23 protein-coding genes are annotated in these 25,238 nt (G+C 72.9%); 13 read left to right on the forward strand and 10 right to left on the reverse strand.

Annotation, left to right across the window (positions count from 1 at the left end; genetic code table 11):
• Positions 1 to 62: 62 nt before the first annotated feature.
• The 8 genes from R9X44_RS12660 to R9X44_RS12695 all read left to right on the forward strand — a co-directional run bounded on the left by R9X44_RS12660 (position 63) and on the right by R9X44_RS12695 (position 8,492).
• Entirely contained in the window at positions 63 to 827 is a 765-nt protein-coding gene (locus R9X44_RS12660; RefSeq protein ID WP_319814290.1) for a FadR/GntR family transcriptional regulator, read from the forward strand.
• 8 nt (positions 828 to 835) lie between these two features.
• Positions 836 to 1,771 (forward strand): LysR family transcriptional regulator, encoded by a 936-nt coding sequence (locus R9X44_RS12665; protein WP_319814291.1) that lies wholly within the window; start codon positions 836 to 838, stop codon positions 1,769 to 1,771.
• Between the two features lie 339 nt (positions 1,772 to 2,110).
• Complete coding sequence (locus R9X44_RS12670; RefSeq protein WP_319814292.1) at positions 2,111 to 2,425, forward strand: hypothetical protein; 315 nt, start codon at positions 2,111 to 2,113, stop codon at positions 2,423 to 2,425.
• Positions 2,426 to 2,472: 47 nt separating this feature from the next.
• Positions 2,473 to 4,515, forward strand: coding sequence for a hydantoinase/oxoprolinase family protein (locus R9X44_RS12675; RefSeq protein ID WP_319814293.1), 2,043 nt, complete (start codon positions 2,473 to 2,475; stop codon positions 4,513 to 4,515).
• The gene (locus R9X44_RS12680) at positions 4,512 to 6,299 is read left to right on the forward strand and encodes a hydantoinase B/oxoprolinase family protein (RefSeq protein ID WP_319814294.1); all 1,788 of its coding nucleotides are present in this window, start codon (positions 4,512 to 4,514) and stop codon (positions 6,297 to 6,299) included. The genes R9X44_RS12675 and R9X44_RS12680 overlap by 4 nt, the downstream gene beginning before the upstream one ends.
• A 63-nt stretch (positions 6,300 to 6,362) precedes the next feature.
• Positions 6,363 to 7,253: a fumarylacetoacetate hydrolase family protein gene (locus tag R9X44_RS12685; RefSeq protein ID WP_319814295.1), complete on the forward strand. Its 891-nt coding sequence runs from the start codon at positions 6,363 to 6,365 to the stop codon at positions 7,251 to 7,253.
• Between the two features lie 80 nt (positions 7,254 to 7,333).
• On the forward strand, positions 7,334 to 7,807 hold the full coding sequence (locus R9X44_RS12690; protein WP_319814296.1) for a nuclear transport factor 2 family protein: 474 nt from the start codon (positions 7,334 to 7,336) through the stop codon (positions 7,805 to 7,807).
• 43 nt (positions 7,808 to 7,850) lie between these two features.
• Positions 7,851 to 8,492 carry a TetR/AcrR family transcriptional regulator gene (locus tag R9X44_RS12695; RefSeq protein ID WP_319814297.1) on the forward strand — a complete coding sequence of 214 codons (642 nt, stop codon included), beginning with the start codon at positions 7,851 to 7,853 and terminating at the stop codon, positions 8,490 to 8,492.
• Here the strand turns inward: R9X44_RS12695 and R9X44_RS12700 are convergent.
• A complete protein-coding gene (locus tag R9X44_RS12700) occupies positions 8,489 to 9,079 on the reverse strand; it encodes a TetR/AcrR family transcriptional regulator (RefSeq protein WP_319814298.1) in 591 nt (196 codons plus the stop codon). The two genes, R9X44_RS12695 and R9X44_RS12700, sit on opposite strands and share 4 nt — an antisense overlap.
• Before the next feature lie 94 nt (positions 9,080 to 9,173).
• Between R9X44_RS12700 and R9X44_RS12705 the strand changes: the two genes are divergently transcribed.
• Complete coding sequence (locus R9X44_RS12705) at positions 9,174 to 10,826, forward strand: CocE/NonD family hydrolase (RefSeq protein WP_319814299.1); 1,653 nt, start codon at positions 9,174 to 9,176, stop codon at positions 10,824 to 10,826.
• A 12-nt stretch (positions 10,827 to 10,838) separates the two neighbouring features.
• Here R9X44_RS12705 and R9X44_RS12710 read toward each other — a convergent pair whose 3' ends face one another.
• On the reverse strand, positions 10,839 to 11,411 hold the full coding sequence (locus tag R9X44_RS12710) for a helix-turn-helix domain-containing protein (protein WP_319814300.1): 573 nt from the start codon (positions 11,409 to 11,411) through the stop codon (positions 10,839 to 10,841).
• Positions 11,412 to 11,554: 143 nt separating this feature from the next.
• Between R9X44_RS12710 and R9X44_RS12715 the strand changes: the two genes are divergently transcribed.
• Together R9X44_RS12715 and R9X44_RS12720 are read left to right on the forward strand one after the other, a co-directional pair.
• Positions 11,555 to 12,367, forward strand: a complete 813-nt coding sequence (locus R9X44_RS12715) for an SDR family oxidoreductase (RefSeq protein WP_319814301.1) — start codon at positions 11,555 to 11,557, stop codon at positions 12,365 to 12,367.
• Positions 12,364 to 13,263 carry a DMT family transporter gene (locus R9X44_RS12720; protein ID WP_319814302.1) on the forward strand — a complete coding sequence of 300 codons (900 nt, stop codon included), beginning with the start codon at positions 12,364 to 12,366 and terminating at the stop codon, positions 13,261 to 13,263. The genes R9X44_RS12715 and R9X44_RS12720 overlap by 4 nt, the downstream gene beginning before the upstream one ends.
• A 61-nt stretch (positions 13,264 to 13,324) precedes the next feature.
• Here the strand turns inward: R9X44_RS12720 and R9X44_RS12725 are convergent, their stop codons facing one another.
• The 3 genes from R9X44_RS12725 to R9X44_RS12735 form a co-directional block, all read right to left on the reverse strand.
• Entirely contained in the window at positions 13,325 to 14,239 is a 915-nt protein-coding gene (locus R9X44_RS12725) for a DAPG hydrolase family protein (RefSeq protein ID WP_319814303.1), read from the reverse strand.
• Entirely contained in the window at positions 14,229 to 14,855 is a 627-nt protein-coding gene (locus tag R9X44_RS12730) for a helix-turn-helix domain-containing protein (RefSeq protein ID WP_319814304.1), read from the reverse strand. The genes R9X44_RS12725 and R9X44_RS12730 overlap by 11 nt, the downstream gene beginning before the upstream one ends.
• Before the next feature lie 64 nt (positions 14,856 to 14,919).
• Positions 14,920 to 16,851: an FUSC family protein gene (locus tag R9X44_RS12735; protein WP_319814305.1), complete on the reverse strand. Its 1,932-nt coding sequence runs from the start codon at positions 16,849 to 16,851 to the stop codon at positions 14,920 to 14,922.
• A 144-nt stretch (positions 16,852 to 16,995) separates the two neighbouring features.
• Here R9X44_RS12735 and R9X44_RS12740 point away from each other — a divergent pair, with 144 nt between their 5' ends.
• Complete coding sequence (locus tag R9X44_RS12740; RefSeq protein ID WP_319814306.1) at positions 16,996 to 18,570, forward strand: Coagulation factor 5/8 type domain-containing protein; 1,575 nt, start codon at positions 16,996 to 16,998, stop codon at positions 18,568 to 18,570.
• A 62-nt stretch (positions 18,571 to 18,632) separates the two neighbouring features.
• The gene (locus tag R9X44_RS12745) at positions 18,633 to 20,012 is read left to right on the forward strand and encodes a uracil-xanthine permease family protein (protein WP_319814307.1); all 1,380 of its coding nucleotides are present in this window, start codon (positions 18,633 to 18,635) and stop codon (positions 20,010 to 20,012) included.
• Between the two features lie 22 nt (positions 20,013 to 20,034).
• Here R9X44_RS12745 and R9X44_RS12750 read toward each other — a convergent pair whose 3' ends face one another.
• From R9X44_RS12750 to R9X44_RS12770, 5 genes are read right to left on the reverse strand one after another with little or no spacing between them, the layout of a single operon-like run.
• On the reverse strand, positions 20,035 to 20,973 hold the full coding sequence (locus tag R9X44_RS12750; protein ID WP_319814308.1) for a 3-carboxyethylcatechol 2,3-dioxygenase: 939 nt from the start codon (positions 20,971 to 20,973) through the stop codon (positions 20,035 to 20,037).
• Complete coding sequence (locus tag R9X44_RS12755; RefSeq protein ID WP_319814309.1) at positions 20,973 to 22,631, reverse strand: bifunctional 3-(3-hydroxy-phenyl)propionate/3-hydroxycinnamic acid hydroxylase; 1,659 nt, start codon at positions 22,629 to 22,631, stop codon at positions 20,973 to 20,975. The genes R9X44_RS12750 and R9X44_RS12755 overlap by 1 nt, the downstream gene beginning before the upstream one ends.
• A complete protein-coding gene (locus R9X44_RS12760) occupies positions 22,631 to 23,485 on the reverse strand; it encodes an alpha/beta hydrolase (protein ID WP_319814310.1) in 855 nt (284 codons plus the stop codon). Before R9X44_RS12760 ends, R9X44_RS12755 begins: the two co-directional genes overlap by 1 nt.
• Positions 23,485 to 24,324, reverse strand: coding sequence for an alpha/beta fold hydrolase (locus R9X44_RS12765; RefSeq protein WP_319814311.1), 840 nt, complete (start codon positions 24,322 to 24,324; stop codon positions 23,485 to 23,487). The genes R9X44_RS12760 and R9X44_RS12765 overlap by 1 nt, the downstream gene beginning before the upstream one ends.
• The gene (locus R9X44_RS12770; RefSeq protein ID WP_319814312.1) at positions 24,321 to 25,217 is read right to left on the reverse strand and encodes a VOC family protein; all 897 of its coding nucleotides are present in this window, start codon (positions 25,215 to 25,217) and stop codon (positions 24,321 to 24,323) included. Before R9X44_RS12770 ends, R9X44_RS12765 begins: the two co-directional genes overlap by 4 nt.
• Positions 25,218 to 25,238: the final 21 nt, after the last annotated feature.

The following is a 25,238-nucleotide window of genomic DNA, read 5'->3' on the forward strand; positions in this document are numbered from 1 at the left end:
GGCGGGCGGCCGACACGGCCTGGAGAAACCGGAGCTCCGACGCTCCACGGAAGAAGAGTGAGATGTCCGGAGACCAAGGTGATCTGTCGGGGAAGACCTTCTCGTGGCGCATCGCCCAGCAGCTCAAGCAGGCGGTCTTCTCCCGCAAGCTGACCCCCGGCCAGCGGCTCGGCACCGAGAAGACGATCGCCGAGGAGTTCGGCGTCAGCCGGATGGCCGCCAGGGACGCGCTGCGCACGCTCCAGGCGCACGGCGTCGTCGACGTGAAGGTCGGGATCAAGGGCGGGGTGTTCGTCTCCGAGGCCGACTTCACCCACATCTCCGAATCCCTCGCCGTGCAGCTCGCGCTGATCGGCGTCGAGTCACAGGAACTCCTCGACGCGCAGACCGCGATCGAGCTGTCGGCGATCGGGCTCGCCGCCCAGAACGCCGACGAGGCGACGATCGAGCGCCTGCGCACCGAGTTCGAGGTCTTCCGCGCGACGATGGCCCAGGCCGCCGAGGACGAGGACGTCACGCGTTTCGCCGGGGCCGCGCTCAAGCTGCACGAGGGGCTCATCGAGGCTTCCGGCAACCGTGTCCTCATCGGGCTGTTCAGCTCGCTGACCACCCTCCTTGAGCCGACGTACCAGGAGATCGCCGCCAAGCAGCCGGACGAGCAGGTGTGGCAGGCCGTCCACCGCGTCCTCACCTCGCACGAGCAGGTGCTCACCGCGCTCAGCGAACACGACGCCGTCGCCGCCCAGGGCGTCATCCAGGAGCGGCTCGGCGACATCCGGGCGGTCGTCGCCGCCATGACGCCGGCGCGCCCGGACGCCGCGGCCTGAGCCCGTCAGTGCGCGACGCCGAGCCGTCGGGGCTCGCCCATCTGCAGGGCGTGGACCTCAACCTGCTCGTCCACCTCTACGCCCTGCTCGAGGAGCAGAGCGTCACGCGCGCGGCGGGGCGCGTCGGGCTCAGCCAGCCCGCGATGAGCCACAGCCTCGCGCGCTGCCGCAAACTGCTCGGCGACGAACTGCTCGTGCGGGCAGGAAGCGGACAGGGGCTCGTGCCCACGGCCCGGGGGCGCGAGCTCGTTCCGGTGCTCGGCAGGCTGCTCCGGACCGTCGAGGGCGACGTCCTCGGCCGTCCCGGCTTCGACCCGGCGACGTCACGGCGGCGCTTCACCCTCGCGGCGACCTCCGCGACGCTCATGACCGTGCTGCCCCCGCTGCTCAGGGAACTCGCGACGGCGGCCCCTGGCGTCTCGGTGCACACGGTGCCGAGCCCGCCGCGCACCGACGACCTCGCCGACCGCCCCGACGTCGACCTCGCCCTCGTCGCCGACGTGCTGCCCTCAACGCTGCCGCGCGAGCGGCTGTACGAGGACCGCTGGGTCGCGGTGGTCGCCGCGACGCATCCACGGGCCGACGACGGCGTCACCGTCGAGGACCTCGCCCGCTACCCGCACCTCGCCTTCGAGGAAGCCGCCCTCGTCACCCCGCCCTACGTCGCGATGGCGGCCGAGGGCCTGCGCCCCAGAATGCTGCTGACCTCACACGACTTCCTCGCCATCCCCCTGCTGCTGCCCGGCACGGACTGCGTCGCCGTCGTGCAGGAACGCCTGACCGCCCGCCTCGGCGGCGCGGACCTGCTGCGCACCTTCCCCCTCCCCTTCCCCGTCGCCCCCCTCGGCATCGACATGGTCTGGAACCCCCGCGCCGCCCAGGACCCGGCCTGCGTCTGGCTCCGCACCCACCTCCGCACCGCCGTCCGCCCCCAGAACCCCTGAACCCCCACCCACCCGCCCTCAGCCGCGTCAGCCCGCCGAACCCGCCCCCGCCCTCCCGCCGCCGCGCCAAGCCCGCTGACCCCGCGCCCACCTGTCCGCCGCGGCGAGGACGCTGAACCCGGCTCCCACCTGTCCCCCACCCGCGCCAAGGCCACTGAACCCGCCCCCGCCCCTCCACCGCGCCAAGGCCGCGAAGCCGTTGCCGCCCGTCCTCAGCCGCGTCAGGCTCTGTATATAGATGCTGTTTATGGCTGTCATGCATGACATTCAGTTGACGCATGGTTGCGGTAGGTATTTCATCTGAGGCGGCGCCGCCCGGCGTCCCCGACAGGAGATGCCATGTCCGCTGAACCGCAGGAACGCGTCGTCGCGGCGTTGCGCGCGGCGAGCGGCGGGGTCCTGTTCGCCGCCGAGCTCGCCGCGCGCAGCGGCGCGGCCGACGCCGTCGACCTCGATCGAGCCGTCGCCGCGCTGGCGGCGGCGGGCACGGTCGTGGTCGTCACCTATCCCGCCCCCGATCCGCACCTCGCCGACGCCGCGCGTCTCGTCGTCCTGACCGAGGACGACGCGGCGGCCGCCACCGCCGCCGTCCGCGCGCACCGCGTGTGGCGCCGGACGGTGCGCGAGTTCCTGGCGCACCACAGCTGCGGCTGAACCGGCCGAGCACGGCTCCCCCAAGCAATCACGCAGGAGACAGTTCCATGACACTTCGCGCCGCCGTGGACATCGGCGGAACGTTCACCGACGTCGTCACCCTCGACGACGCGACCGGAAGACTCGAGATCGGCAAGACGCTCAGCACCCCGGCCGACCTGACCGACGGCATCGTCACCGGCCTCACCGGCACCGGGGCCGCCACCGGCCTGACCGCCTCGCTCGTGCACGGGTCGACCGTCGTCATCAACGCGCTGACCGAGCGCCGGGGCGCGTCAGTCGCGCTCATCACGACCGAGGGCTTCGGCGACGTCTACGAGATCGGCAGGGTGAACCGCCCTGACGCGTTCACCATGGACTTCACCCGGCACCGGCCGCTGACCGGGCGCGAGCACGTCTTCGAGGTGCCCGAGCGGATGCGCGCCGACGGCAGGGTCCACCGCCCCCTTGACGAGGACGCCGCGCGCCTGGTCGCCGCGCGCGTCCGCCGCGCGGGCGTCACGGCCGTGGCCGTCTGCCTGCTGCACGCCTACCGGAACCCGGCGCACGAACGGCTGCTCGGCGACATCCTCGCCAAGGAGTGCCCCGACGTGTTCGTCTCGCTGTCGCACCGGCTCAGCCGCGAGTACCGCGAGTTCGAGCGCACCTCGACCACCGTCGCGAACGCCTTCGTCGGCCCGCTCGTCAGCGACTACCTCACCCGGCTGCGCCTGCGCCTCGCCGACGAGCTCGCCCCGGACGCGCGGCTGTTCATCATGCAGTCGAGCGGCGGCCTGTCCGACGTCGACACGATCCGCGCCGCCCCGGTGCACATGATGGAGTCGGGGCCAGCCGGCGGCGTCGTCGGGACGATCGAGACATGCCGGACCCTCGGCCTGCGCGACGCCATCGCGTTCGACATGGGCGGCACCACGGCGAAGGCGTCGGTCATCCGCGACCTCACCTTCCCGCAGGCCACGGAGTACCAGGTCGGCGGCCACGGCAGCGGCCTGCCCGTGCAGATCCCGTGTCTCGACATCGTTGAGGTCGGCACGGGCGGCGGCTCGATCGCGTGGCGCGACGAGGCGGGCGGCCTGCACGTCGGCCCGCGCAGCGCGGGTGCGCAGCCGGGCCCCGCCTGCTACGGCCAGGGCGGCGAGCAGGCGACGGTCACCGACGCCGCCGTCGTCCTCGGGCTGCTGCCTTCCGGCTCGCTGCTGTCAGGCGGGCTCAGCCTCGACGGCGCGGCGGCCGAGGCCGCCGTCGGCCGGGTCGCCGCGGGCACCGGGCTCACCACCGCCGAGACCGCGGGCGGCATCCTCGCGATCGCGGCCGCCTCGATGGCCAACGCGGTGCGCGCCGTCACCACCGAGCGCGGTCTCGACCCGCGCGACTTCCCGCTGTTCGCCTACGGGGGCAACGGGCCGCTGCACATCTCCCTCGTCGCCCGCGAGCTGGGGATCACCCGGGTCGTCATCCCGACCGCGCCCGCCGTGTTCTCCGCCGTCGGCATGCTGATGGCCGACATCCGCCACGACAGCGCGCGCACCAGCCCGGCCCGCCTCGACGACCTCGACCCCGCGACGCTCGACCGCGCCTTCGCCGAGCTCGCCGCCGAGTGCGCGGGAGGCGCGGTGCCCGCCTCCGCGCGCGTCGTCCGCCAGGCCGACCTGCGGTACGTGGGCCAGGAGCACACCATCACGCTCGACGTCCCGCCGCTGGACACCGGCCTCGACCCGCTGAAGCGCGCCTTCGACGCCGCGCACCGCGAGCGCTTCGCCCACGACGCGCCCGACGAGCCCGCCGAGCTGGTGAACCTGCGGGTCTCGGTGATCCAGCCGGTCCCCAGGCCCGCCCCCGTCCGGCTCGCCGACGGCGACCCGCTCCCGCCGCGCGCGGCGCTGACCGGCACCCGCTCGGTCATCCTCGACGTGACGGCCCCGCCGGTGACGTGCCCCGTGTACTCGCGTTCGGCGCTGCTGGCCGGGAACAAGATCCACGGCCCCGCCGCGATCGCCGAGGGCACCACCACGACCCTGCTGCGCGAGGGCGACCACTGCCGCGTCGACGACCACGGCAACCTCCACCTGACCATCGGCGGTACACGATGAGCCTCACTGACCCGCTCGACCCGGTGACCGCGGAGATCCTGCGCGCCAACCTCGTCGCCATCACCGACGAGATGAAGAGCAACCTGCGCCGCACGGCCTACAACCAGATCATCTACGAGGCACAGGACTTCACCGTCGGCCTGTTCGACCGGGACGGCGACACCGTGTCGGTCGGGCTCGGCCTGCCGATGTTCGTCGGCGGGCTGTCCCGCGCCGTCAAGGCGAAGATCGCCCATTACGGGCATGACGGCATCGAGCCCGGCGACATCCTGCTCACCAACGACCCCGACATCATGGGCAGCCACCTCAACCACATGATCTTCACGCTGCCGGTCTTCGCGGACGGCGAGATCGTGGCGTTCGCGTCGTCCATGGCGCACTGGATGGACGTCGGCGGGGTGCTCGGCGGCACCACCACCGACATCTGGTCCGAGGGCCTCCAGGTGCCGATGGTGAAGATCTACCGGCGCGGTGTGCTGAACGAGGAGATGCTCGACCTCATCGCCGCCAACGTCCGCTTCCCCGAACTCGCCATGGGCGACCTGCGCGCCCAGATCGCGGCGATCAGGACGGGCGAGCGGCGGGTGGGCGCGCTCGTCGAACGCTACGGGACGCGCACGCTGACCCAGGGGTTCCACGACCTCTACGCCCGGGGCGAGGCGCTGGCCCGCAAGGCGGTCGAGCAGATCCCCGACGGGACCTACACGGCCGCCACCACCATGGACGACGACGGCGTCAACCTCGGCGTCCCCGTCCCCATCGAGGTCAGCGTCACCGTCGAGGGCAGCGACCTCACCATCGACCTGAGCGGCGTCGCGCCGCAGGTGACCGGCTACTTCAACTCGGGGATGACGGCCGGGATCTCCGCCGCGCAGGTCGCCTTCAAGTTCCTCACCACCCCGGACGCCTACCCGGTCAACGAGGGCGCGCTCCGGCCGGTGCGCGTCGTGCTGCCGCCCGGCCGGGTGGTCAGCGCGACAAAGCCCGCCGCGATGCGCTGGTGGATGACCTACCCGATGACGATCATCGACTGCGTCTTCCGGGCGCTGGCCCAGGCCGTCCCCGAGGGGACGATCGCCGGGCACCACGCCGACATCGGGGTCATGAACCTCATCGGCACCGATCCCGCGTCCGGCCGCTTCTTCGTCTTCAACGGCGCGGCCCAGGGCGGCGGCTGGGGCGCGCGGGCGCACAAGGACGGCGAGGACGCGACGATCTGCGTCAACGACGGCGACACCCACAACACCCCCGTCGAGGTCACCGAGGCCAAGTACCCGTCGCTGCTCGTGGAGCGTTACGCGCTGCGCGCCGACTCCGGCGGCCCCGGGCAGCGCCGGGGCGGGCTCGGCACCGTCTACGACGTGCGCACCGAGGGTCCGGCGCGGCTCAACACGTTCGTGGAGCGCACGCACAGCGCGCCCTGGGGGATCGCGGGCGGCGCCGCGGCGCTGCCCAACCGCGTCTCGCTGATCACGCCGGACGACGAACTCGTGTCGTTCCCGAACGGGAAGATCGACAGCCGTCCCCTCGCCGCGGGGGAACGCGTGGTGATCGAGACGGGCGGCGGAGGTGGCTTCGGCGATCCGCGCACCCGTCCCGTCGCCCGGGTCCTCGCGGACGTGCGGGCCGGTTACGTGTCCGTCGCGGAGGCGCGCGCGGCGTACGGCGTCGCGCTGGTCGCCGAACCGCTGGCCGGTGCGGGCGAGGCGCTGTTCGTCAGGAGCGACGCGGAGACCCCGTGGCACCTGGACGAGGCCGAGACCGAACGGCTGCGCGGGGCCTGACCCCGCTTCTCCCGCACGCCGGGGGACCCTCCTTCCCCGGCGTGCCCTCACGAAGGACACCCCATGGACTCATCACCTGAAGCGTTCGGCATCGCCAGAATCGAGCTGCGGGGCCGCCCGCTGCTCGCGGCGCTGCGCGGCGGCGGGCTGTCGCCGCTGCCCGCCCTGCTCGGCGACCGCGCCCCCGCCGGATTCGAGGAGGCGCTGGCCGACTGGGACGCCCTTGTCGACGCCGTCGCCGACGCCCTCGCCCGCCCCGTCGCCGCTCCCCTGAAGGCCGACGCAGCCACGTTCCTGCCGCCCGCCGTCGACCGGCCCGCCGTGTGGTGCGCCGGAGCCAACTACCACGACCACGTCGCCGAGATGGGCGCGGAAGCCCTGCCCGACCGTGCCTTCCACTTCCTGTCCCCGCCGACCGTCCTCAGCGGCCACGGCCGGCAGGTGACGGCCCCGCGCGGCGTCGAGCGGCTCGACTGGGAGGCGGAGCTCGCCGTCGTCATCGGCCGGACGGCACGGCACGTCGGCCGTGACGGCGCGCTCGACCACGTCGCCGGGTACACCGTCGCGAACGACATGTCCGTCCGCGACCCCGAGCGCATGCGGCACCCGTTCTTCGGGATCGACTGGACGTCCTCCAAGAACGCCGACGGCCTCCTCCCCCTCGGCCCCGCGGTCGTCCCCGCCCGTTTTGTCGGTGATCCCGGGAGCCTGAGGCTGCGCCTCGACGTCAACGGAGTCCGTCGCCAGGACGCCGATACCTCGCTGATGATCGTGGACACCGCGAGCCAGATCGCCGCGCTCAGCTCCCTGGTCACCCTGCATCCCGGCGACCTCGTCATCACCGGGACCCCGGCCGGGACCGCCGCCGCCCACGGCGACGCCTACCTCCGCCCCGGCGACACCGTCACCGCGGCGATCACCGGCCTCGGCTCGCTGACCTCCGTCATCGGCTGACCCGGTTTATTTTTACGACAGAGTGTCGTAATCTTCGCTGACGGGGCGGACCCGCCGCCCGGTCAGCGAAGAGGATCTTCATGAACGTGCTCAGCGACCGCGCCGACCTCATCGAACTGCTCGGCAGGTACGCCGACGTGGTCGACCTGAAGGAGTTCACCGAGCTGCCCGGGCTCGTCTACGCCGACCCGGTGACGCTCGACTTCACGTCGGTCGTCGGGCTGCCCGCGACGACGGTGCCGCTCGGCGACTACGTCGAGGTCCTGCGCGCCTCGTTCGCGCCCTTCGTCGCGACCCACCACACCATCACCGGCCACGTCATCGAGGTCGACGGGGACCGGGCGACGATCCACGCGCACGTCCGCGCCGAGCACTGGGTGGCGAAGGAGGTCGCCGGAGACGGTCCGGACCGCTGGCTCGTCGTGGGGTTCTACGACAACGAGGCGGTCCGCACCCCCGACGGGTGGCGGCTCAGCCGGGTGAAGCTCACCGCCGTACACCAGGAGAACCCGCACCTGTCGGGCGGCGGCCCGGCGCGGGGGCGGGCAGAATAGCGGGCGGGCCGAAGGCGGGCCCGGGTGAGAGGAAGGGGGCCGGATGCCGCGCATACGGGGATCCAGCATCGAGGAGCACCACGAGATGGTGTGGGCCGACCTGGCCGAGGCGATGCGGCAGCTTCTCCTTGAGCGCGACTACGGCGCCATCACCATGGGCCACGTCGCCGCCCGCGCCGGGCTCGCCCGCAACACCCTGTACAACTACGCGCGGGACATGGACGCCCTCGCCTTCGCGCTGACCGAGCGGGTGAGCCGTCCCCTGGTCGGGCGCGTCACCGCGATCGCCGCGCGGCCCGGCGTCCCGGCCGCCGAGCGGATGCGCGCGATCATCGCCGCGGTCCTCGAGGCGGCCACCGACCCGGCCCTGCGGCCGATGTTCTGGCCGGGCGGCCCCGATCCCGGGCGCGCGGGCGTCCGTCCCGGCCTGCCGGTCTCCCCGGCCGCCACCTGCCCCGACCAGCCCTTCCACACCATCGTGACCGAGGTCGAGAACCTCGTCCGCGACGGCATCGCCCACGGCGAGTTCCGCCCGGTAGACAACATCCCCCTCACCGTAGAACTCCTCGCCGGCGCGATGCGCGCCGCCGCCGAACGCGTCGGCCGCTCCACCCCCACCCTCCCCGAAACAACCCAAGCAGCCCAAACCCTCATCCTCACCTCCCTGTCCGCGCCCCCGGGCTAGGGTTCGGGGAGTTTGTGGAAGAGGAAGAGGGCGATCGCGTCGGCGATCAGGGGCTCGCTCTGGGCGACGGTGATGCGGCGTGAGGTGACGAGTCCGGCTATGCCCTGGACGGTCGCCGAGAGCAGGAGCGCCAGGCGGTCGGCCTCGTGGGCGGCGACCACGCCCGCGGCGACGCCCGTCGCCATGATGTCGCTCATTACGAGGAACAGTTGGGCGGCGGCGGCGTGGACCGTCTCCGAGGGCGAGTCGACCTTTGCCGCGAACATCAAGTCGAGCAGCGCGGGTTCGGCCGCCGCGAACGCCACGTAGGCCGAGCCCGCCGCGTGCAGGGAGCGCGCGAAGTCGTCGGGGGTGCTTTCCGCCGCCTTGCGGATCGTCTCGGCGAGCCGCAGGAAGCCGCGCTCGGCCAGCGCGTCGAGCAGGGCGCGGCGGTCCACGAAGTGGCTGCGCGGCGCGCCGTGGCTGACGCCCGCGCGGCGCGCGAGGTCCCGCAGCGACAGGGCGTCCGCGCCATGCTCCCGCAGCACCGCGGTCGCCTCGTCAAGGAGGACCGCGCGGAGGTTGCCGTGGTGGAAGGGCCTGGACACGTCGCCGATCCTACCCGGAACTAGGCATTGACTATTTTCTAGACGATGCCTAGTTTAGGACCCCATCAATCAGCTTGACGACGGAGGCACACCGATGGTGATCGCGAAGAAGCCGGGGACGCTCGCCCGGCTGATGGACCGGGGGCTCGCCCAGCAGTGGAAGCTGCCGAAGGACAGATCCGACGTGCGGGTCGAGAAAGGGCATGTCGTCGTCACGCGGGACGGCGCACGGCTCATCACCGACCACTACCTCCCCGTCGAGGAGCGGAACCGGGGGACGATCCTCGTGCGCACCCCGTACGGCAGGGGCATGCCGATCGGCTCCGAGGCGCGGCTGTTCGCGAGCCTCGGCTACCACGTCGTGGTGCAGAGCACGCGCGGCACGTTCGGCTCGTCCGGCGAGCTGTCGCCGATGGTCACCGCCACCGACACCGACGACGCCGCCGACACCGTCGCCTGGCTGCGTGAACGCCCCTGGTTCGACGGACGGCTCGCGACCTACGGCACCTCCTACGTCGGCGCGACGCAGTGGGCGATGCTCGTGGAGCCGCCGCCCGAGCTGCGCGCGTCGATCATCATCTCGGCCCCGCACAACGCGAGCCGGTTCATCCTGCGCGACGGGGCCCTGCTGCTGAACGACATCTTCACCTGGTCGCGGATCTCCCTGCACCAGGAGAAGCGGACCGGGCTGCTCCGAGGGATGTGGATCTTCGCGAGGGCCGCGAAGCTGAACGCGCCGGTCGTCGCGGCGGTCCCGCTCCTGCCCGCCGCAGAGAAGGTGCTCGGCGGCGGCGCGCCCTGGTTCCGCGACGCGCTCGCCCACCCCGACGTCACCGACCCGTTCTGGGCGGACCGCGACGCGAGCGCGTCACTGGAGAAGACGACGACGCCCGTCTGCCTTGTCTGCGGCTGGCAGGACCTGATGCTCCCGCAGGTCCTGCGCCAGTACGCGGCCCTGCACGAGCGCGGCGTCGAGGTGTCGCTGACGCTCGGGCCGTGGACGCACCAGGAGATCGCGCGCGGCGTCGCCGGGGCGCTCGCCGAGGACAATCTCGCCTGGCTCGCCGAACACCTCGCCGGAGACCCGCCGCCGCTCAAGCGCGCACCGGTCAAGATCCACGTCACCGGCGCGGGCGAGTGGCGGGAGTACCCGGAGTGGCCGCCGCCGGGCAAGGAACTCGTCACCCACCTCCAGCCGGGCGGACGCCTTGACGAGCGGCACACCACACCCGGGGAGTCGTCCTTCACCTACGACCCGGCCGACCCGACGCCGTCGCGCGGCGGCCCGCTGATCGACAACTCCGCGGGCGTGGTCGACAACCGCGACCTCGAGGCGCGGCCCGACGTGCTCGCCTTCACCGGCCCGCCGCTGACCGAGGCGCTCGAGGTCATCGGCGTCCCCGTCGTCGAACTCGACCACAGCCGGAGCAACCCGCACGCCGACCTGTACGTCAGGCTCTGCGACGTGGACGCCGAAGGCCGCTCCCACAACTTCTCCGAAGGGTTCCTGCGCCTCGACCCCGCCGAGACGGACACCGTCGTGCGGCTGCGGCTCGACGGCTGCGCGCACCGGCTCGCGCCAGGCCACCGGCTGCGCCTGCTCGTCGCGGGCGGCGCGCACCCGCGCTACATGCGCAACGAGGGCACCGGCGCGCTCCCCGGCGTCAGCGCCGAACTGCGCCCCTGCCGCCACACCCTGCACCACGCGGGCCGCTCCCGGCTCCTGCTGCCGGTCTCCCCCGCCTGATCGCAGGCCCGCTCAGGGGCGGGGGCCCGCGCCGTACAGGAGGGTGTCGATGATGCGGGCGGCCAGGGTGTCGGGGTCGGTGTCGGGCTCGCTGCGCAGGGACTCGCTGATGAGGGCGTAGTAGACGCGGCGCACCCAGTCGAGGTCGGCGGTGTCGGCGATGAGGTGCGCGGCCTTGGCCCGCTCGAGCACGGCGACGCAGCGGTCGTTGATGTCCCGCTGGAGGATCGCGGCCTCGCTGCCGGGGTCGGACGGCAGGCCGAGCGCGAACGCCCACGCGCCCTTGACCTGGAGCACGTTCGCGGTGATCCGGTGCATCGCCACCAGCGGCGGCGCGGTGTCCGGCCTGCCGTCGTCCACCGCCTGGGCGAGCTGGCGCGCCGCCGACGTGGCCAGCGCCTCCATCAGCGCCTGACGGCTCGCGAACCGCCGGTGGATCGTCGTGCGGGCGACGCCGGCGGCCGCCGCGATCTGCTCCATCGACGCGCCGGGGTCCTCGGCGAGCACGCGTTCGGCGGCCTCGAGGACCGCGCGCACACTGCGTTCCGCGTCCGCCCGCAGGGGTCGTGCCGCTGTGTCGCCCATTGTGCCTCCCCACTCGACCATCTACCTGAGGAAACGATACACCCCTGAGTCGAACTTCCGCCTATCTGCATCATTGCTGTTGCGTTTTCTCCGAGAACGGGTACTGTCTCATCTCAGTTACCCCCTAGCGAGGAGGAATCCCCGTGCACACCACAGCTCTGATCACCGGCGCGTCGTCCGGCCTCGGCGCGGAGTTCGCCGCGCAGCTCGCCGCCCGAGGACACGACCTCGTCCTCGTGGCGCGGTCCGCCGACCGGCTCGCCGCCGTCGCCGAGCGGCTGACCGCCGTACACGGCGTCCGCGCCGACGTCGTCGTCCAGGACCTCGCCGAACCCGACGCGGCGCGCCGCGTCGCCGACCGGCTCGCGGACCTCGGCCTGCAGGTCGATCTGCTGGTCAACAACGCGGGCTTCGGCACCTGCGGCAGGTTCGAGGAGATCCCCGGGGAACGCGACCACGACCAGCTGATGGTGAACGTCGTCGCGCTGGTCGACCTCACGCACGCGCTGCTGCCCGGCATGCTGGAGCGCGGGCGCGGCGCGGTCGTCAACGTCGCGTCGAACGCGGCGTTCCAGCCGTCGCCTTACTTCGCCGTGTACGGCGCGGCCAAGGCGTTCGTGTTGAACTTCGGCCTCGCGCTGCGCCAGGAGTACCGGAAGCGCGGTATCCGTGTGCTGACGCTGTGCCCCGGACCCGTGGAGACGGGCTTCTTCGACGTGATCGGCACCCGGCGCGCGGCCGTCGTCGGGTCGATGACGACCGCCGAGCCCGTCGTGCGCGCCGCGCTGCGCGCGCTGGACCGCGACCGCGCCTACCTCGCGCCCGGCCCGGGCAACGCGCTCACCGCGCACCTGACGCCGCGCCGACCCCGCGCGCTCGTCGCCGCGATCTCAGAGCGCATCACCCGCAAGGTCCTCGCCGCTCCGGCCGCCTCCCCGCAGGAGCTGCCGGTATGAGGTCGCTTCCCGCTCCCGTCGGCGCTGCCTCGGCGATGCTGCTCGTCGGCACGTCGACGGCGGTCTCCGCGACGATCGCCGACTACCCGGTCTTCGCCGGACAGGCCCTGCGTTACGGGCTCGCGGCGGTGATCCTGCTCGTCGTCGTCCAACATCAGCGGCTGCCGCGCGTCCGCCTGACGCCGCGAGACGTCCTGCTCCTCGTCGCCCTCGCCGCCACCGGTCTCGCCGGGTTCAACTTCTTCCTCGTCGAGGCGACCCGGCACGCCGGACCTGCCATGATCGGCGCGGTGGTCGGGGCGGTCCCCCTCGTCCTCGCCCTCGTCGGGCCGCTGCTGGAACGCCGACGGCCCGCCCCGCGCACCGTCGCCGCCGCGCTCGTTGTCGCGGTGGGCACCGCCGTCGCGGCGGGGCTCGGCTCGGGCAGCCTGACGGGCCTGCTGCTCGCGCTCGGCGCGCTCGCCGGGGAGGTCGCCTTCTCCCTGCTCGCCGTCCCGCTCCTGCCGAAACTCGGTCCGCTGCGGGTCGCCGCGTATCCCGCGGCCCTGTCGGTGCCGATGCTGCTCGTCGCGAGCCTCGCGCTGGAGGGCACGGGCGTCCTGCGGCTGCCCACGCCGAACGAAGCGGCGGCCTTCGTCTACCTCGGCGCGATAGTCACCGCGGCCGCCTTCTTCCTCTGGTATGACGCGCTGCGCCGCCTCGGCGCGGACCGCGCGGGCCTGTTCGCCGGACTCGTCCCGGTGGGCGCGCTTCTGACAACCGTCGTGCTCGGCCTCGGCTCGGCCGGTCCCGCCGACGTCACCGGCGTCGTACTCGTCGCAGCGGGCGTCGCCCTCGGCCTCAGGCAGCCCGCCCGACGAGGCGACGAACGCGTCCCGGCGGGCGCGGCCGCCTGAACCCGCCGGACAGCGACGGAGTGGGCAGGGGTCTCGTACTCCTCCCCACTCCGCGGCGTTTTCAGGGAGTGTCCCAGAACCTCTCGTACAGCCGCGGGAGGAAACCGGCGAGGTGGTTCATCTCGGCGGCGCAGTGGTGGATCATCGCGCCGCCCGTGTCAGCGGGCATGAGGCGCGGGGCCGCCTTCGGCACGAGCGCGCCGCCCACGGCCCGGCCGGCCGGTGAGGTGAGCAGCCGCGCGGCGGGTCCTGGCGGCAGGGCACGTCCGGGCAGGCGCAGCGTGGCGGCGTCGCCGAGGAAGAACCGCGAGCGCATCTCGCTGCCCTCCCCGGTGGGCCGCACCTGGTGGACGAGCCAGCCGATCGCCACGGGGTGGGCGCTGAGCGTGACGCGGGCGCAGATGTGGGTCGTGGCGGGGGCGGGGGCGATACCCATCTTCTCCGGGTCCACGAAGCGGATGGCGAGCCGCTGGAGACGGCCTCCGACGTACTCGTCAACGTAGGAGACGTTGCCGACGTAGCGTTGGCGGTCGGTCAGCGTCCGGTCGGCGGAGCGGTCCTCGCCGAGGCCGGTGTACTGATGGGCGTCGGGATGCCAGAGCTTGTAGCGGGCGGTCTCGCGGCCGTGCCAGCCGAACCACCAGTCCCACATGGCCGCGGTGACGTCGGGCATCGGGGTGTGGACCGCGACCATCACCACCCCGCCGGGCAGCCGGGTCCAGCCGGTCTCCAGCCGCTCGTACCCCGGACGGGCGAGCCGGTCGGCCACCTCGTCCACCCCGTAGCCGAACTCCGCCGGGGCCCTCCCGCCCACCAGCGCGTGCACGACGTGTTCCTGGATCGGCCGGGTGGCGGCCTGGAAGAACCCGGCGTACGGCAGGGACCGTTCGGCCGCGCGGTAGCCCAGGTAGCGCGGCTCGCCCGCGTAGCTGACGGGCATCGGGGCCCGGTCGGCGGCGCTGACCTCATATCTCATCGGAACTCCGTTCACGGGCGGTCGCGGTGCGGACGGCGGCACGGGCCTGGGCGACGGGGACGCCGAGCAGCAGCAGATGGGTGCGGGCCACGTCGGCGGCGTCGCCGTCCCAGCTCCCGTCCGACCTGGCCGCCAGGAACGCCAGCGCGCCGCTCTCCAGCACCCGCGCGAGCATGTGGGGGGCGAGGTCGTTGGTGAAGACCCCGTGCCGCTGCCCGTGCGCGATCAGCCGCGCGACGACAGCGTTGAACGGCTCCATCTCCGCAAGGAGCGTGCCGTCCGCGCCGCGCCTGGCCAGCGCGATCACCTTGGCGAAGCGGTCCGCGGCCCCCCAGGTGCGCAGGACGAGCGCGGCCATCTCTTCTGCGGGGTCGCGGGCCGTCACGTCGACCTCGCCGAGGTCCGCGACGAACTCACGCGCGCCCGCCCTGACCAGCTCGCCGACCAGGTCCTGCCGGGTCGGGAAATGCCCGTACAGGGTGCGGCGCACCATCCCGGCCACGGCGGCGATGTCGTCCATGCTCGCCTCGGGGTCGGCCTCGAGCACCTCGCGCGCCGCGTTCAGAATCGACAGCCGGTTGCGCTCCCTGACCCCGAGCGCCCGCTTGTCCGTCATCCCACTCCCCACTCGCCGATGATTGCACTCTACGCGCAAATTTGCTCGTTGTGTGCAAATCTCGTCAGCGGGCGGCGGCGGTGAGGGCGTGGGCCAGGTCGCGCATGCCGTCCCTGGTCTCGGGCGTGCCCCAGCCCGGGGGCGGTTCCGTGGGGTGCGGGGCCCTGCCGTGGCGTGCGGCGTCCTCGAGGTGGGCGAAGACGCCGCGCAGCTCGCCCGCGTGCCGCTCGGCGGCGGGGCCCGCGAGCAGCGCGTATCCGAGGCGGTAGAGGGCGAGCTGGGCGGGCCACAGGGCGTGCGCCTCGCGGCGGGGGCCGAGGTCGGCGAGCGCGCCGTGCAGCACCTGCGCCGAGGCGAGCACCGGGGCGAGCACCTGACGGACCCGGTGCGGATCGTCGGCGGCGGGCGCGGGCCGCGTCGCGGCCTCGCCCATCGCGCGGATCGCCGCCGCGACCGCGTCGCGCAGGTGCGCGCCGCTCGGCGTGCGCCACAGGACGAGCGTGCAGACCAGGGCCACACCCGCCCCCAGCACGGTGTCCCAGAACCTGTCGGCGACGAGCCCGTCCCCGTGTGCCAGGGGGACGACAGCCGGGGTGAGCACGACCATCGCCAGCGCGCCGTGCTTGATCAGCAGCGGCTGCGCCAGCCCCACCGCGATGGACGACAGCACGACGACGGTGCCGGTGCTCGGCCCGGCGTCGAGCAGCAACGCCGTCGGGACGAGCCCGAGCAGCGTGCCGACGCACCGCTGAACGCCCCGGGTGAGCGTGACATGGGTGGGAGTCGCCTGGAGCACCGACGCGGCGGCCGTCATCGACCACATCGGGTGCCCGAGCCCCAACGCCTCGTTGACGAGCCCGGTCACCAGCACCGCGACGGCGACCCGCCCCGCGTGCCGCAGCGCGGGACTCCCCGGCGACAGCGCAGCCCGCAGCGTCGGCAACAGCGGCGGATAACGCCGCTCACCCCCGACCCGACGCGGCACCTTGCGAACCGCCACCTCACCGATCTCACGAAGCGCGCTATCCAGGGCACGCAAGCTGGGGTCGTCCTGCGCGGGAAGCGCGCTAGGCAGGGCACGCAGGCCGGGGTCGTCCGGAAGTGGCGGAAGCTCCGGCGCGCCGTTCGCGGGGTACACGCCACGGGCGACGCCGGCGCCCGTCAGCTCGGCGCGCTCCGCGTAAGGCGCGCGCAGCCCGCGCAAGCCGGGCGGCAGGGAACCAGCGGCTGCGATCGCGAGCGCTGCTAGGTGCACGAGCTCACGCAACCGCAACTCCGCCTCGGCACGCGCTGGCGAACCCGTCACCGAGCGCCGGACCGCCTTGCGCGCGGCGTCCAGCGCGCTCGCCGCCTGGTGCCTCGCCGCGACGAGTTCCGGCGCGGACTCCGCCCGCAGCAGCGCCGCCAACGCGCCGTACAGCTGCGCGACGGCCACCCGTTCCGCGTGGAACTTCCCGAAACGGGTCGATGCGCACACCGCGAGCCAGCCCACCGCCGCGCCACCGAGCCCGCAGAGCCCCACCGGGAGCAAGTCACCGACCTCAGCCGGGATCACCGCCGTAAGGGAGAGCGCGAGCAGGTACATGAACCCGCCGGGCGGACCCGCCTGGAGCGCCCCGCACACGAGGTAGGCGCAGAACGCCAACCCCGTCATGACGAGGACGAACACCCACCAGGCCGCCCCGAGCACCGACAGGGTGAAACCGAGCAGCGTGACGGCGACGAGCACCACGCCGATCACCCCTGTCGCGAACCTCCGGTGCGCGTGCGGCGTGTACCGCTCGAGCAGGAAGTTCCAGCTGCCGATGAAGGCCGCGACCCCCGCCACCACGCCCTGCCACAGATAGACGGACCCGAACGTCGCCAGCGCAACCGCCATCACGGCGAGAGCCTGCCCCGGAGCCCACGGCCCCGGCCCGAAGCCGACCACCCGCCGCCACCCGAACCCGTGTGACGGCGGCGGCAGCGCCCCCGACCCCCCGCCAGACGCGCTCATGACACCCTCCTCGCACCACCCGAACAGAACCCAAAAGATATTATCTTAATACCTAAGACCCGGACGCGAGAGGGTCGAGCACCGGACAAACCCGGCCACCCATTGGGCCCTCTCGGAACCAAGAAGGCGAACTACTCTCACGTTATGCGGAGGATGTGGCGGGTTCTGGCGGGTCTTGCGGTCCTGGTCATGGTGTCGGCGCTGGTCGCCGTGCCCGCGCACGCCGAAGGGAGCCAAGCGCCGGTGCGCGGAATCCTCGACGCGCACACGCACGTCGAGGGCCACGAGAACATGGGCGGACGGATCATCTGCGGCAAACCGTTCCATCCCGACGGGATCGAGGAGGCGTTGCGCGACTGTCCCGACCACGGGCCGAACGGCCAGTACGCCGTCATCGAGAACTTCTTCATGCACGGCACGGTCACCGGCGAGCACGCCACCGACGGCTACCCGACCTTCACCTACTGGCCGGCGCACGACTCCCAGACGCACCAGATGATGTACCACACGTGGCTGGAACGGGCCTGGCGCGGCGGCCTGCGCGTCCTGGTCGACCAGCTCGTCGCCAACCGCATCCTGTGCGGGGTGTACCCGCTCAAGCTCAACCCCTGCGACGAGATGGACACCGTCCGTCTCGAGATGCGCCGCGCCCGCGAGATGCAGACCTACATCGACGGCCTCAACGGCGGCCCGGGCAAGGGCTGGTTCCGGCTCGTCACCTCACCCCAGCAGGCGCGGCAGGTCATCGCCCAGGGCAAGCTCGCGGTCGTCACCGGGATGGAGGTGTCCGAGCCGTTCGGCTGCGGTGTGTTCCTCGGCGTCCCCAAGTGCACCAAGGCCAAGATCGACCGCGGCCTCGACGAGGTCAAGGCGATGGGCGTCTCCAGCATGTTCCTGTGCCACAAGTTCGACAACGCGCTGTGCGGCGTCCGCTTCGACGGCGGCACCGCGGGCCTGCTCGTCAACGGCGGCAATCTGCTCAGCACCGGACGGTTCTGGCAGGTCGAGCCCTGTACCGGCCCGCCCGACAACACCCTCATGTCCGCGCGCTCGCTGCCCGCCCCGCTCGGCACCTGGCTCGACGTCCCGCTGAAGGGCCTGCCCAACTACCCCGACGGCCCGCACTGCAACAAGAACGGCCTCACCGCGCTCGGCGAGTACACGCTGCGCGGCATGGCGAAACGCGGCATGATCGTGGAGATCGACCATATGAGTGCCAAGGCCGCGAACCAGACGCTCACCCTGCTGGAGAAGATCGGCTACGGCGGCGTCATCTCCTCACACAACTGGACGGACCCCTCCTTCCTGCCGCGTGTCTACCGGCTCGGCGGCATGGCGACGCAGATCCAGCCGCGCCCCGACAGCGCCGTCAACTACTGGCGGACGCTGAAGGCCGCGTCCGACCCGGACCACCTGTTCGGCTACGGCGTCGGCCTCGACGCCAACGGCTTCGCCAGCCTCCCGGGACCGCGCCCCGGCTCCGCCGTCACCTACCCGTTCACCTCGGTCTTCGACCCGGACGTCACCTTCGACCGGCTGACGACCGGCGTCCGCACCTGGGACTACAACACCGAGGGCGTCGCCAACTACGGCCTCATGCCCGACTGGCTCGAGGACCTGCGCAGGACCGCGCCTCCCGCGATGATCGAGGACCTCGCCAACGGGCCCGAGGCATATCTCCGCATGTGGGAGCGGGCCCGCGCCCACGCCTCCGGCTGAGCTGACGCGCCGTCGGGCCCGTGATGAGCGCCGTCGGCCCCGGTTCCCACAAGGATGGGGGCATGGCGGGCTTCGGCTGGAAACTGCACGGCGACGGCAAGCACCTCGCGCCGGGCGAGGTCGTCAGACCCGACGAGCGGCTGACGTGGGGGCGCACCGCGGGCCTCGGCGCGCAGCACGTGGTCTCCATGATCGGCGCGTGCTTCGTCGCGCCGATCCTGATGGGCCTCGACGCCAACCTCGCGGTGATGGCGTCCGGCGTGGCGACCATCGTGTTCCTGCTCATCACCCGGGGCGCCATCCCCAGCTACCTCGGCAGCAGCCTGTCGTTCGTGGGCGTCGCGGGCGTCATCGCGTCCCAGGGCGGCGACGCGGCGACCCTCACCGGCGCGCTGCTCGTCGTCGGCGCGGTGCTGCTGGTGTTCGGCGCGATCGTCCAGGCGCTCGGCGCGCGCGTCATCCACGCGGTCCTGCCGCCCGTGGTGACCGGCGCGGTCGTCATGCTCATCGGCTTCAACCTCGCCCCCGTCACCGCGGGCACCTACTGGCCGCAGGACCAGTGGACAGCCATGCTCACCATGCTCTTCACCGGCTTCGCCCTCGTGGTGCTGCGCGGCTTCTGGTCGCGCATCGCGATCTTCCTCGGCCTCGCGTTCGGCTACCTGCTCTCCTGGATCTCCGACGCTGCCTTCGGCATGATCCACTCACCCGTCGGCGGCGACGAGGCGGTCGACCACTGGCGGCTCGACCTGTCGGGCGTGGAGCGGGCCGACTGGATCGGCCTTCCGCCCTTCCACGCCCCGCAGTTCTCCCTGTCGGCCGCCCTCGTCGCGCTGCCCGTGGTGGTCGCGCTCGTCGCCGAGAACACCGGGCACGTCAAGGCCGTCGGCGAGATGACCGGCGACCCGCTCGACGACAAGCTCGGCACCGCGATCATGGCCGACGGCGCGGCGACCGTCCTGTCGACGTCCGTGGGCGGCCCCGCGACGACGACCTACGCCGAGAACATCGGCGTCATGGCCGCCACCCGCGTCTACTCGACGGCCGCCTACTGGTGCGCGGCCGCCTTCGCGATCCTCTTCGGCCTCTGCCCCAAGTTCGGCGCGGTCGTCGCCGCCATCCCCGGCGGGGTGCTCGGCGGCATCACCGTCATCCTCTACGGCATGATCGGCCTGCTCGGCGCGCAGATCTGGATCCGCGCCCGGGTCGACCTCACCAACCCGCTCCACCTCGTCCCCGTCGCCGCGGGCCTCATCATCGGCATCGGCAACGTCAGCCTCACCTTCACCGACTCCTTCGAACTCAGCGGCATCGCCCTCGGCACCCTGATCGTCGTGGTCGGCTACCACGCCCTACGCACCCTGGCCCCCACTCACCTGCGCACCGAACCCCCGCTCACCGACCCGACCAACCCCGGCTACGACCGCGGCCTCAAACCCTGACGCCGGCGGCGGGGGCGCGGTCTCAGCGGGTGCGCGCGGTGAGGACGCCGAAGCCCGCGATGAGCTCCGGAATCGGCCGGTAGAACCTGTCGCGGACGGCGTACGGGCCCGCCGCGTCGAGCGCCGCGAAGGCCGCGAGCCAGGTGCGCACCTCGTGGCTCGACGCCCCGGCCTCCGCCGTCATCGCCTCCGGGGACCAGCCGTCGGCCTCGGCGAGCGCGCCTGCGGCGCACAGATCGAGGAACCGCTCGTCCCATGAGGGATTGAGGTCGCGGATCGGCGCGGTCCCCGCGGCGAACGCCCGCGCGGTGTCGCGCACGCGCCCCTCCCGTGCCGCGCGCGCCTCCGGCGTCGGGTCGCGCCCGGCGAGCAGCAGCGCCGCCTGCTCGGGGGTCGCCCCGGCCCAGCGCGGGACCGGCGGGTCATGCGACAGCCCGCCCGACCCGACCACGAGGACGCGTTCGCCGAGCCCGCCGAGGAACCGGCCGATCGACGCGCCGAGCAGCCTGACCCGCCGCATCGGCGCGAACGGCGGCGCGACCCCGTTGACGAACACCGGGATGACGGGCCGCGCGGTGAGCCCGCCGAGCAGCAGTTCCAGCGGCTGCGCGGCCCCGTGGTCGAGGAGCATCCGGCGCGAGAACGCGACGTCCACCCCGTCGTCGAGCACGTGTGCCACAAGGGCCTCGGCGACGGGCGCTGGCACGTCGAGCGGCCCGGCCGCCGACCCGTAGTCCCCCACCGACGACGCGGCGAGCCCGACGCAGTACTGCGGCATCAGCTCATGGAAGAACCCGTTGTAGTGGTCGGGCGCGAAGACCACGACGAGCGTCGGATCGAACTCCGCGACGAACTCCCCGGCCCGCGCGAGCGCCGCGGCCAGGGCGGCTTCGGTCTCCTCCGGCAGCGTCGCCGACCCGAGCAGCGGACTGTGCGACAGGCACACCAGCGCGGTCGGCATCAGCCCGCCCTCCGGAAACGCGCGGCGGCGAGGACGGCGCGCAGCGTCGGCCCCGCCTCCTGGGTCAGGCACGCGGCGGCGACGAACCGGTCGGGCCGCAGGAACACCGCACCGGTGGCGCGCGCGTCGAACCAGCGTTTGAGCTCGCCCCGCACGTCGCCGACGACGGTCACGCCGGGGTAGGCGAGCTCCGTCCAGGCGCGCTGGGTCTCGGAGGTGAAGCAGACGAGCCGCATCCCGAAGGCGGCGGCCATGGCCCGCTCCTCCTCGCCGAGCCACCGCGCGGGGTCGTTGCCCCACGCGGCGAGCGCCCACCAGTCGCCGAGCACGTCGTCGAGCCTGACGTCGCCGAGATCTGCGGTGCGCACCCACGGCTGCGGGAACTGGAGGCCGACCGGCGACGACCTGTCCGGCGCGTCGACCATCGGCGCGAGCCCGCGCAGGACCTTGGCGGCGGCGGTGCCCGGCGTGCGGCTGCTCTGGTCCACCACGACCCCGCTGCGGTAGCGCGGCACCGGCTTGAACCGCATGTCGGTGAAGTAGCCCTTCACCGACGGCACCGCGTTCAGCGCCCCGGCCACGACGTCGCGGACTGCGCCCGCGGCCCGCCCGCACTTCATGATCGACCCGGCCGTCATGTTGAGGTCGATCATCGCCTTGGCGTGCGCGCGCCGTTCGCTGTCGTAGGTGTCGAGCAGGGCGTCGTCCGACAGGCCGCGCAGCACCGCGGCGAGCTTCCACGCGAGGTTCGCCGCGTCGCGGATGCCGGAGTTCCAGCCCTGCCCGAGCCAGACCGGCATGAGGTGCGCCGCGTCGCCCGCGAGCAGCACCCGCCCCTTGCGGAAGGCGCTCGCGATCCGTCCGTGGTGGGTGAAGACCCGGTGCCCGATGACGTCGAGCGCCGACGGGTCGGGCACGTGGTCCCTCAGCAGCCGCGCGAGGAACGCCGGGTCGGTGACGCGCTCGGTGGGCTCGTCGTCCCTGAGCATGAACTCCCACCTGCGGATGCCGTGCGGCAGCCCGATCGACACGTACGGCCTGCGCGGGTCGGCCCCCAGGTACACGTTCGGGGTGCCGAGCGGGTCGTGGTCGACGTCCACGACGAGCCACCGCGTCGACGGCGAGCGTCCCTCGAACTCCACGCCCATCCAGCCACGGGCGAACGACCTGCCGCCCTCGCAGCCGACGACGTAGCGGGCGGTGATCTCCCGCGTCCCCGCCTCCGTTCGCACCGTCGCGGTGACGAGGCCGCCGTCATCGGCGAGGCCGGTCAGCTCGTGCCCGAACAGCACGTCGACGTGGTCGAACCTGGCGAGGCCGCCGAGCAGTTCCCGGTCGACCAGCGGCTGGATGAAGCCGTGCTTGCGCGGCCAGCCGAGCGGCTCGCCCGCCGGGTCGTTGGTGACGAGCACCCGCCCGCGCCCGTTGACCAGCCGGACGATGTGGTGCGGGACGGTGTGCCGGGAGACCTCCGAGACGAGTCCCATCGCCTGGACCGTGCGGAAGGACTCGTCGTCAAGGCCGACGCCGCGCGGGTAGTCGATCAGCTCGTCGCGCGCCTCCACGACCACGACCGACCTGCCGTACCCGCCCAGGAGGTTGGCCAGGGCGAGCCCGACGGGACCCGCCCCCGCGATGAGGACGTCCACCGGCTCCATCAGCGCCCCAGCAGGAAGTCGAGGTGGACCCTGTCGAACTCGGCGGTCTGCTCGTACTGCGGCCAGTGGCCGGCGTTCTCGATGACCGCGAGGCGGCCGTCGGGGATCAGCCCGGCGATCCTGCGGCCCTCGTCCACCGGCCCCGACGGGTCCTTGGTCGTCCAGATGACCAGCGCGGGGCAGGAGATGGCGCGCAGGTCGTCGTCGGAGAGCATGTTGCGGCGGCGGACGTCGGGCTGCTGGAGCGCCATGTTCATCTCGCACGCCATCTTCCAGTCCGGCTGCTGGAAGATCATCTGACGGGTGCGGACGAGGTCGTCGGTGACCAGGGCGGGGTCGGCCATGAGCCACTCGAGCCGCGCCCTGACCCGCGCCCAGCTCGGGTCCTCCGCCGCCTGCGTCGACAGCGTGTACAGCCGTTCCATGACGACGGGGTTCGCCATCGTGCCGCCCATGGTGTTGAGCGCGATCCGCTCGACCCGGTCGGGGTTGAGCTGGGCGAAGCGCGCGGTCACCCAGCCGCCGAGCGACTCGCCTGATAGGTACGCCTTCTCCGCGCCGATCGTGTCGAGGAACGCCCGCACCTGGTCGAGGTAGTGCGGGATCTCCAGCGGATGCGCGGGCTTGGCGGAGTACCCGTGGCCGATGAGGTCGATCGCCCACGTGTCGAAGTGCTCGCCGTGCGCGCGCAGGTTCCGCACGTACGCCTCGGCGTGCCCGGTGACCCCGTGCAGCAGGAGCAGCACCGGCTTGCCCGGCGTGCCCGCGCGCAGATAGCGGGTGCGGTACGGCCCCGCCTGCAGGAATCCCTGGCTGAACTCGACCTGGTTGAGGTCGGCCCACACGCTCGTCATCACCGGTCTCCTTCGGTCAGGAACAGGGCGGCGAGCGCGGCGAAGGCGTCGGCCTGCTCGATCTGCACCCAGTGCCCGGCGTGCGGCAGCAGGTGAAGCCGCGCGTTCGGGAGGTTTTCTGCGAGGTAGAGGCCGCCGGAGAACGGCAGCATCCGGTCCTCGCGGCCGTGGACCACCAGCGTCTCGTGCGGCAGCGCCGCGAGCTGTTCCGGCGTGAACGAGACGGGCGGCATGCCCGGCGCGAACGTCGCGAGGTGCGAGCGCCTGACCTCGGGCCTGACCGCCCGCGCGAGCCGCGCCGCCGCGATCTCGCCGAGGCGTCCGGCGAACAGCCCGTCGTCATGGACCATCGAGCTGAGCAGGTCCTCCATGGCGGCGGGGGTCGGGTCCGCGTAGAAGGTGATGAGCTTCATCAGGTCGGGCGACGGGCTGTTCGGCGCGCCGCCGCTGCCCATGAGGACCATCCGGCCCACCCGCTCCGGCGCGAGCGACGCGACGGTCAGCGTGATCATGCCGCCCATCGAGTTGCCGACGAAATGCGCCCGGCTGACGCCGAGCTCGTCAAGGAGGGCGATGACCGACCTGGCGCGCGCCTCGGTGAAGGCGGCCATACCGTGCGGGGCGGGGTCGGGGTGGTCGGAGTCGCCGAACCCGAGCAGGTCGGGCGCGAGGCTGTAGTGGCTGCCGGCGAAGCGCGGCAGGACGCCTTCCCAGTTGGTGAGGCCGTCCGCGCCGGGGCCCGAGCCGTGCAGCCAGACGATCGCGGGGGCGTCGGGGCGCCCGGTGGTGTGGACGCGGAGCCGGTGGCCGCCCGCGGTGACGTCGAGTGAGCTGATCACGCCTCGCTCCCCTCGAACGGCCGGACGATGGCGGGCGGGGTGGGCGCGCCGGTGGTGAAGCGGTGGCCCCAGATGCTGAAGGAGTCGTACTGGCGCGGGTCATGGGCGGTGTCGGTGTCAAGGACGAGCCCGCCGAAGCCGTACTCGATCTCGAACTCCGACGGCGTGCGCAGGTAGAAGGAGAGCATCTGGTCGTTGACGTGCCTGCCGAAGCCCATCGTCACGTCGGCGGGGTCCACGAGGTCAAGGGCCGTGCCGACGTCGTCGATCGAGCGGGTCTCCAGCATCAGGTGGTGGAAGCCGACCGCGCCCGGCGCCTCGGCGAGCGCGAGGGAGTGGTGGCGGCCGTTGCAGTGGTAGAAGCGGATCCGCATGCCGTGCGCGTTGATCTGGTCGGACAGGCGGAAGCCGAGCACGTCGCGGTAGAAGGCGTCGGCCGCCGCGAGGTCCGGCACGATGAGGACGGCGTGGCCGAGTCCCTGGTCGCCGGTGACGAACCCGGCGTGGGCGCGGCCCGGGTGGAAGCTCGCCGGACGGGTCAGCTGGCCCCACGTCAGCTCGTGCCGCTGGCCGAACGGGTCGGTGAACCAGATCAGCTCGGCCACCGCGCGTTCGGCCGGGTCTCCGGCGTGCGTCTTGATGCCGACGGCGGCGAGACGCTCGGTGAGCACCGCGAGGTCGGCCGGGGAGGAGACGCCCCAGCCCAGGTAGGCCGCCTCGTTCGTCGCGCCGGGGTGGATCGCGATCCGGTAGTCGGCGTCGTCCATCCGCAGCCGTACCGTGCCGTCCTCGGCCACGCCCGCGAGCTGGAGCCCGAGGACCTCGGGGCCGAACGTCGTCCAGTCGGCGGCGCGGGGGGAGGTGAAGCCGATGTAGTTCAGCGAGTTCAACATCGCGTGTGTCCTTTCGAGTGG

Origin of the sequence: Actinocorallia sp. A-T 12471, from assembly GCF_033875155.1 — a bacterium.
Classification (GTDB): Bacteria; Actinomycetota; Actinomycetes; order Streptosporangiales; family Streptosporangiaceae; genus Actinocorallia.

Coding starts and splice junctions, on each gene's coding strand:
- R9X44_RS12660 (WP_319814290.1), top strand. CDS start 63: ATGTCCGGAGACCAAGGTGATCTGTCGGGGAAGACCTTCTCGTGGCGC.
- R9X44_RS12670 (WP_319814292.1), top strand. CDS start 2,111: ATGTCCGCTGAACCGCAGGAACGCGTCGTCGCGGCGTTGCGCGCGGCG.
- R9X44_RS12675 (WP_319814293.1), top strand. CDS start 2,473: ATGACACTTCGCGCCGCCGTGGACATCGGCGGAACGTTCACCGACGTC.
- R9X44_RS12680 (WP_319814294.1), top strand. CDS start 4,512: ATGAGCCTCACTGACCCGCTCGACCCGGTGACCGCGGAGATCCTGCGC.
- R9X44_RS12685 (WP_319814295.1), top strand. CDS start 6,363: ATGGACTCATCACCTGAAGCGTTCGGCATCGCCAGAATCGAGCTGCGG.
- R9X44_RS12690 (WP_319814296.1), top strand. CDS start 7,334: ATGAACGTGCTCAGCGACCGCGCCGACCTCATCGAACTGCTCGGCAGG.
- R9X44_RS12695 (WP_319814297.1), top strand. CDS start 7,851: ATGCCGCGCATACGGGGATCCAGCATCGAGGAGCACCACGAGATGGTG.
- R9X44_RS12705 (WP_319814299.1), top strand. CDS start 9,174: ATGGTGATCGCGAAGAAGCCGGGGACGCTCGCCCGGCTGATGGACCGG.
- R9X44_RS12710 (WP_319814300.1), bottom strand. CDS start 11,411: ATGGGCGACACAGCGGCACGACCCCTGCGGGCGGACGCGGAACGCAGT.
- R9X44_RS12720 (WP_319814302.1), top strand. CDS start 12,364: ATGAGGTCGCTTCCCGCTCCCGTCGGCGCTGCCTCGGCGATGCTGCTC.
- R9X44_RS12725 (WP_319814303.1), bottom strand. CDS start 14,239: ATGAGATATGAGGTCAGCGCCGCCGACCGGGCCCCGATGCCCGTCAGC.
- R9X44_RS12730 (WP_319814304.1), bottom strand. CDS start 14,855: ATGACGGACAAGCGGGCGCTCGGGGTCAGGGAGCGCAACCGGCTGTCG.
- R9X44_RS12735 (WP_319814305.1), bottom strand. CDS start 16,851: ATGAGCGCGTCTGGCGGGGGGTCGGGGGCGCTGCCGCCGCCGTCACAC.
- R9X44_RS12740 (WP_319814306.1), top strand. CDS start 16,996: ATGCGGAGGATGTGGCGGGTTCTGGCGGGTCTTGCGGTCCTGGTCATG.
- R9X44_RS12745 (WP_319814307.1), top strand. CDS start 18,633: ATGGCGGGCTTCGGCTGGAAACTGCACGGCGACGGCAAGCACCTCGCG.
- R9X44_RS12750 (WP_319814308.1), bottom strand. CDS start 20,973: ATGCCGACCGCGCTGGTGTGCCTGTCGCACAGTCCGCTGCTCGGGTCG.
- R9X44_RS12755 (WP_319814309.1), bottom strand. CDS start 22,631: ATGGAGCCGGTGGACGTCCTCATCGCGGGGGCGGGTCCCGTCGGGCTC.
- R9X44_RS12760 (WP_319814310.1), bottom strand. CDS start 23,485: ATGACGAGCGTGTGGGCCGACCTCAACCAGGTCGAGTTCAGCCAGGGA.
- R9X44_RS12770 (WP_319814312.1), bottom strand. CDS start 25,217: ATGTTGAACTCGCTGAACTACATCGGCTTCACCTCCCCCCGCGCCGCC.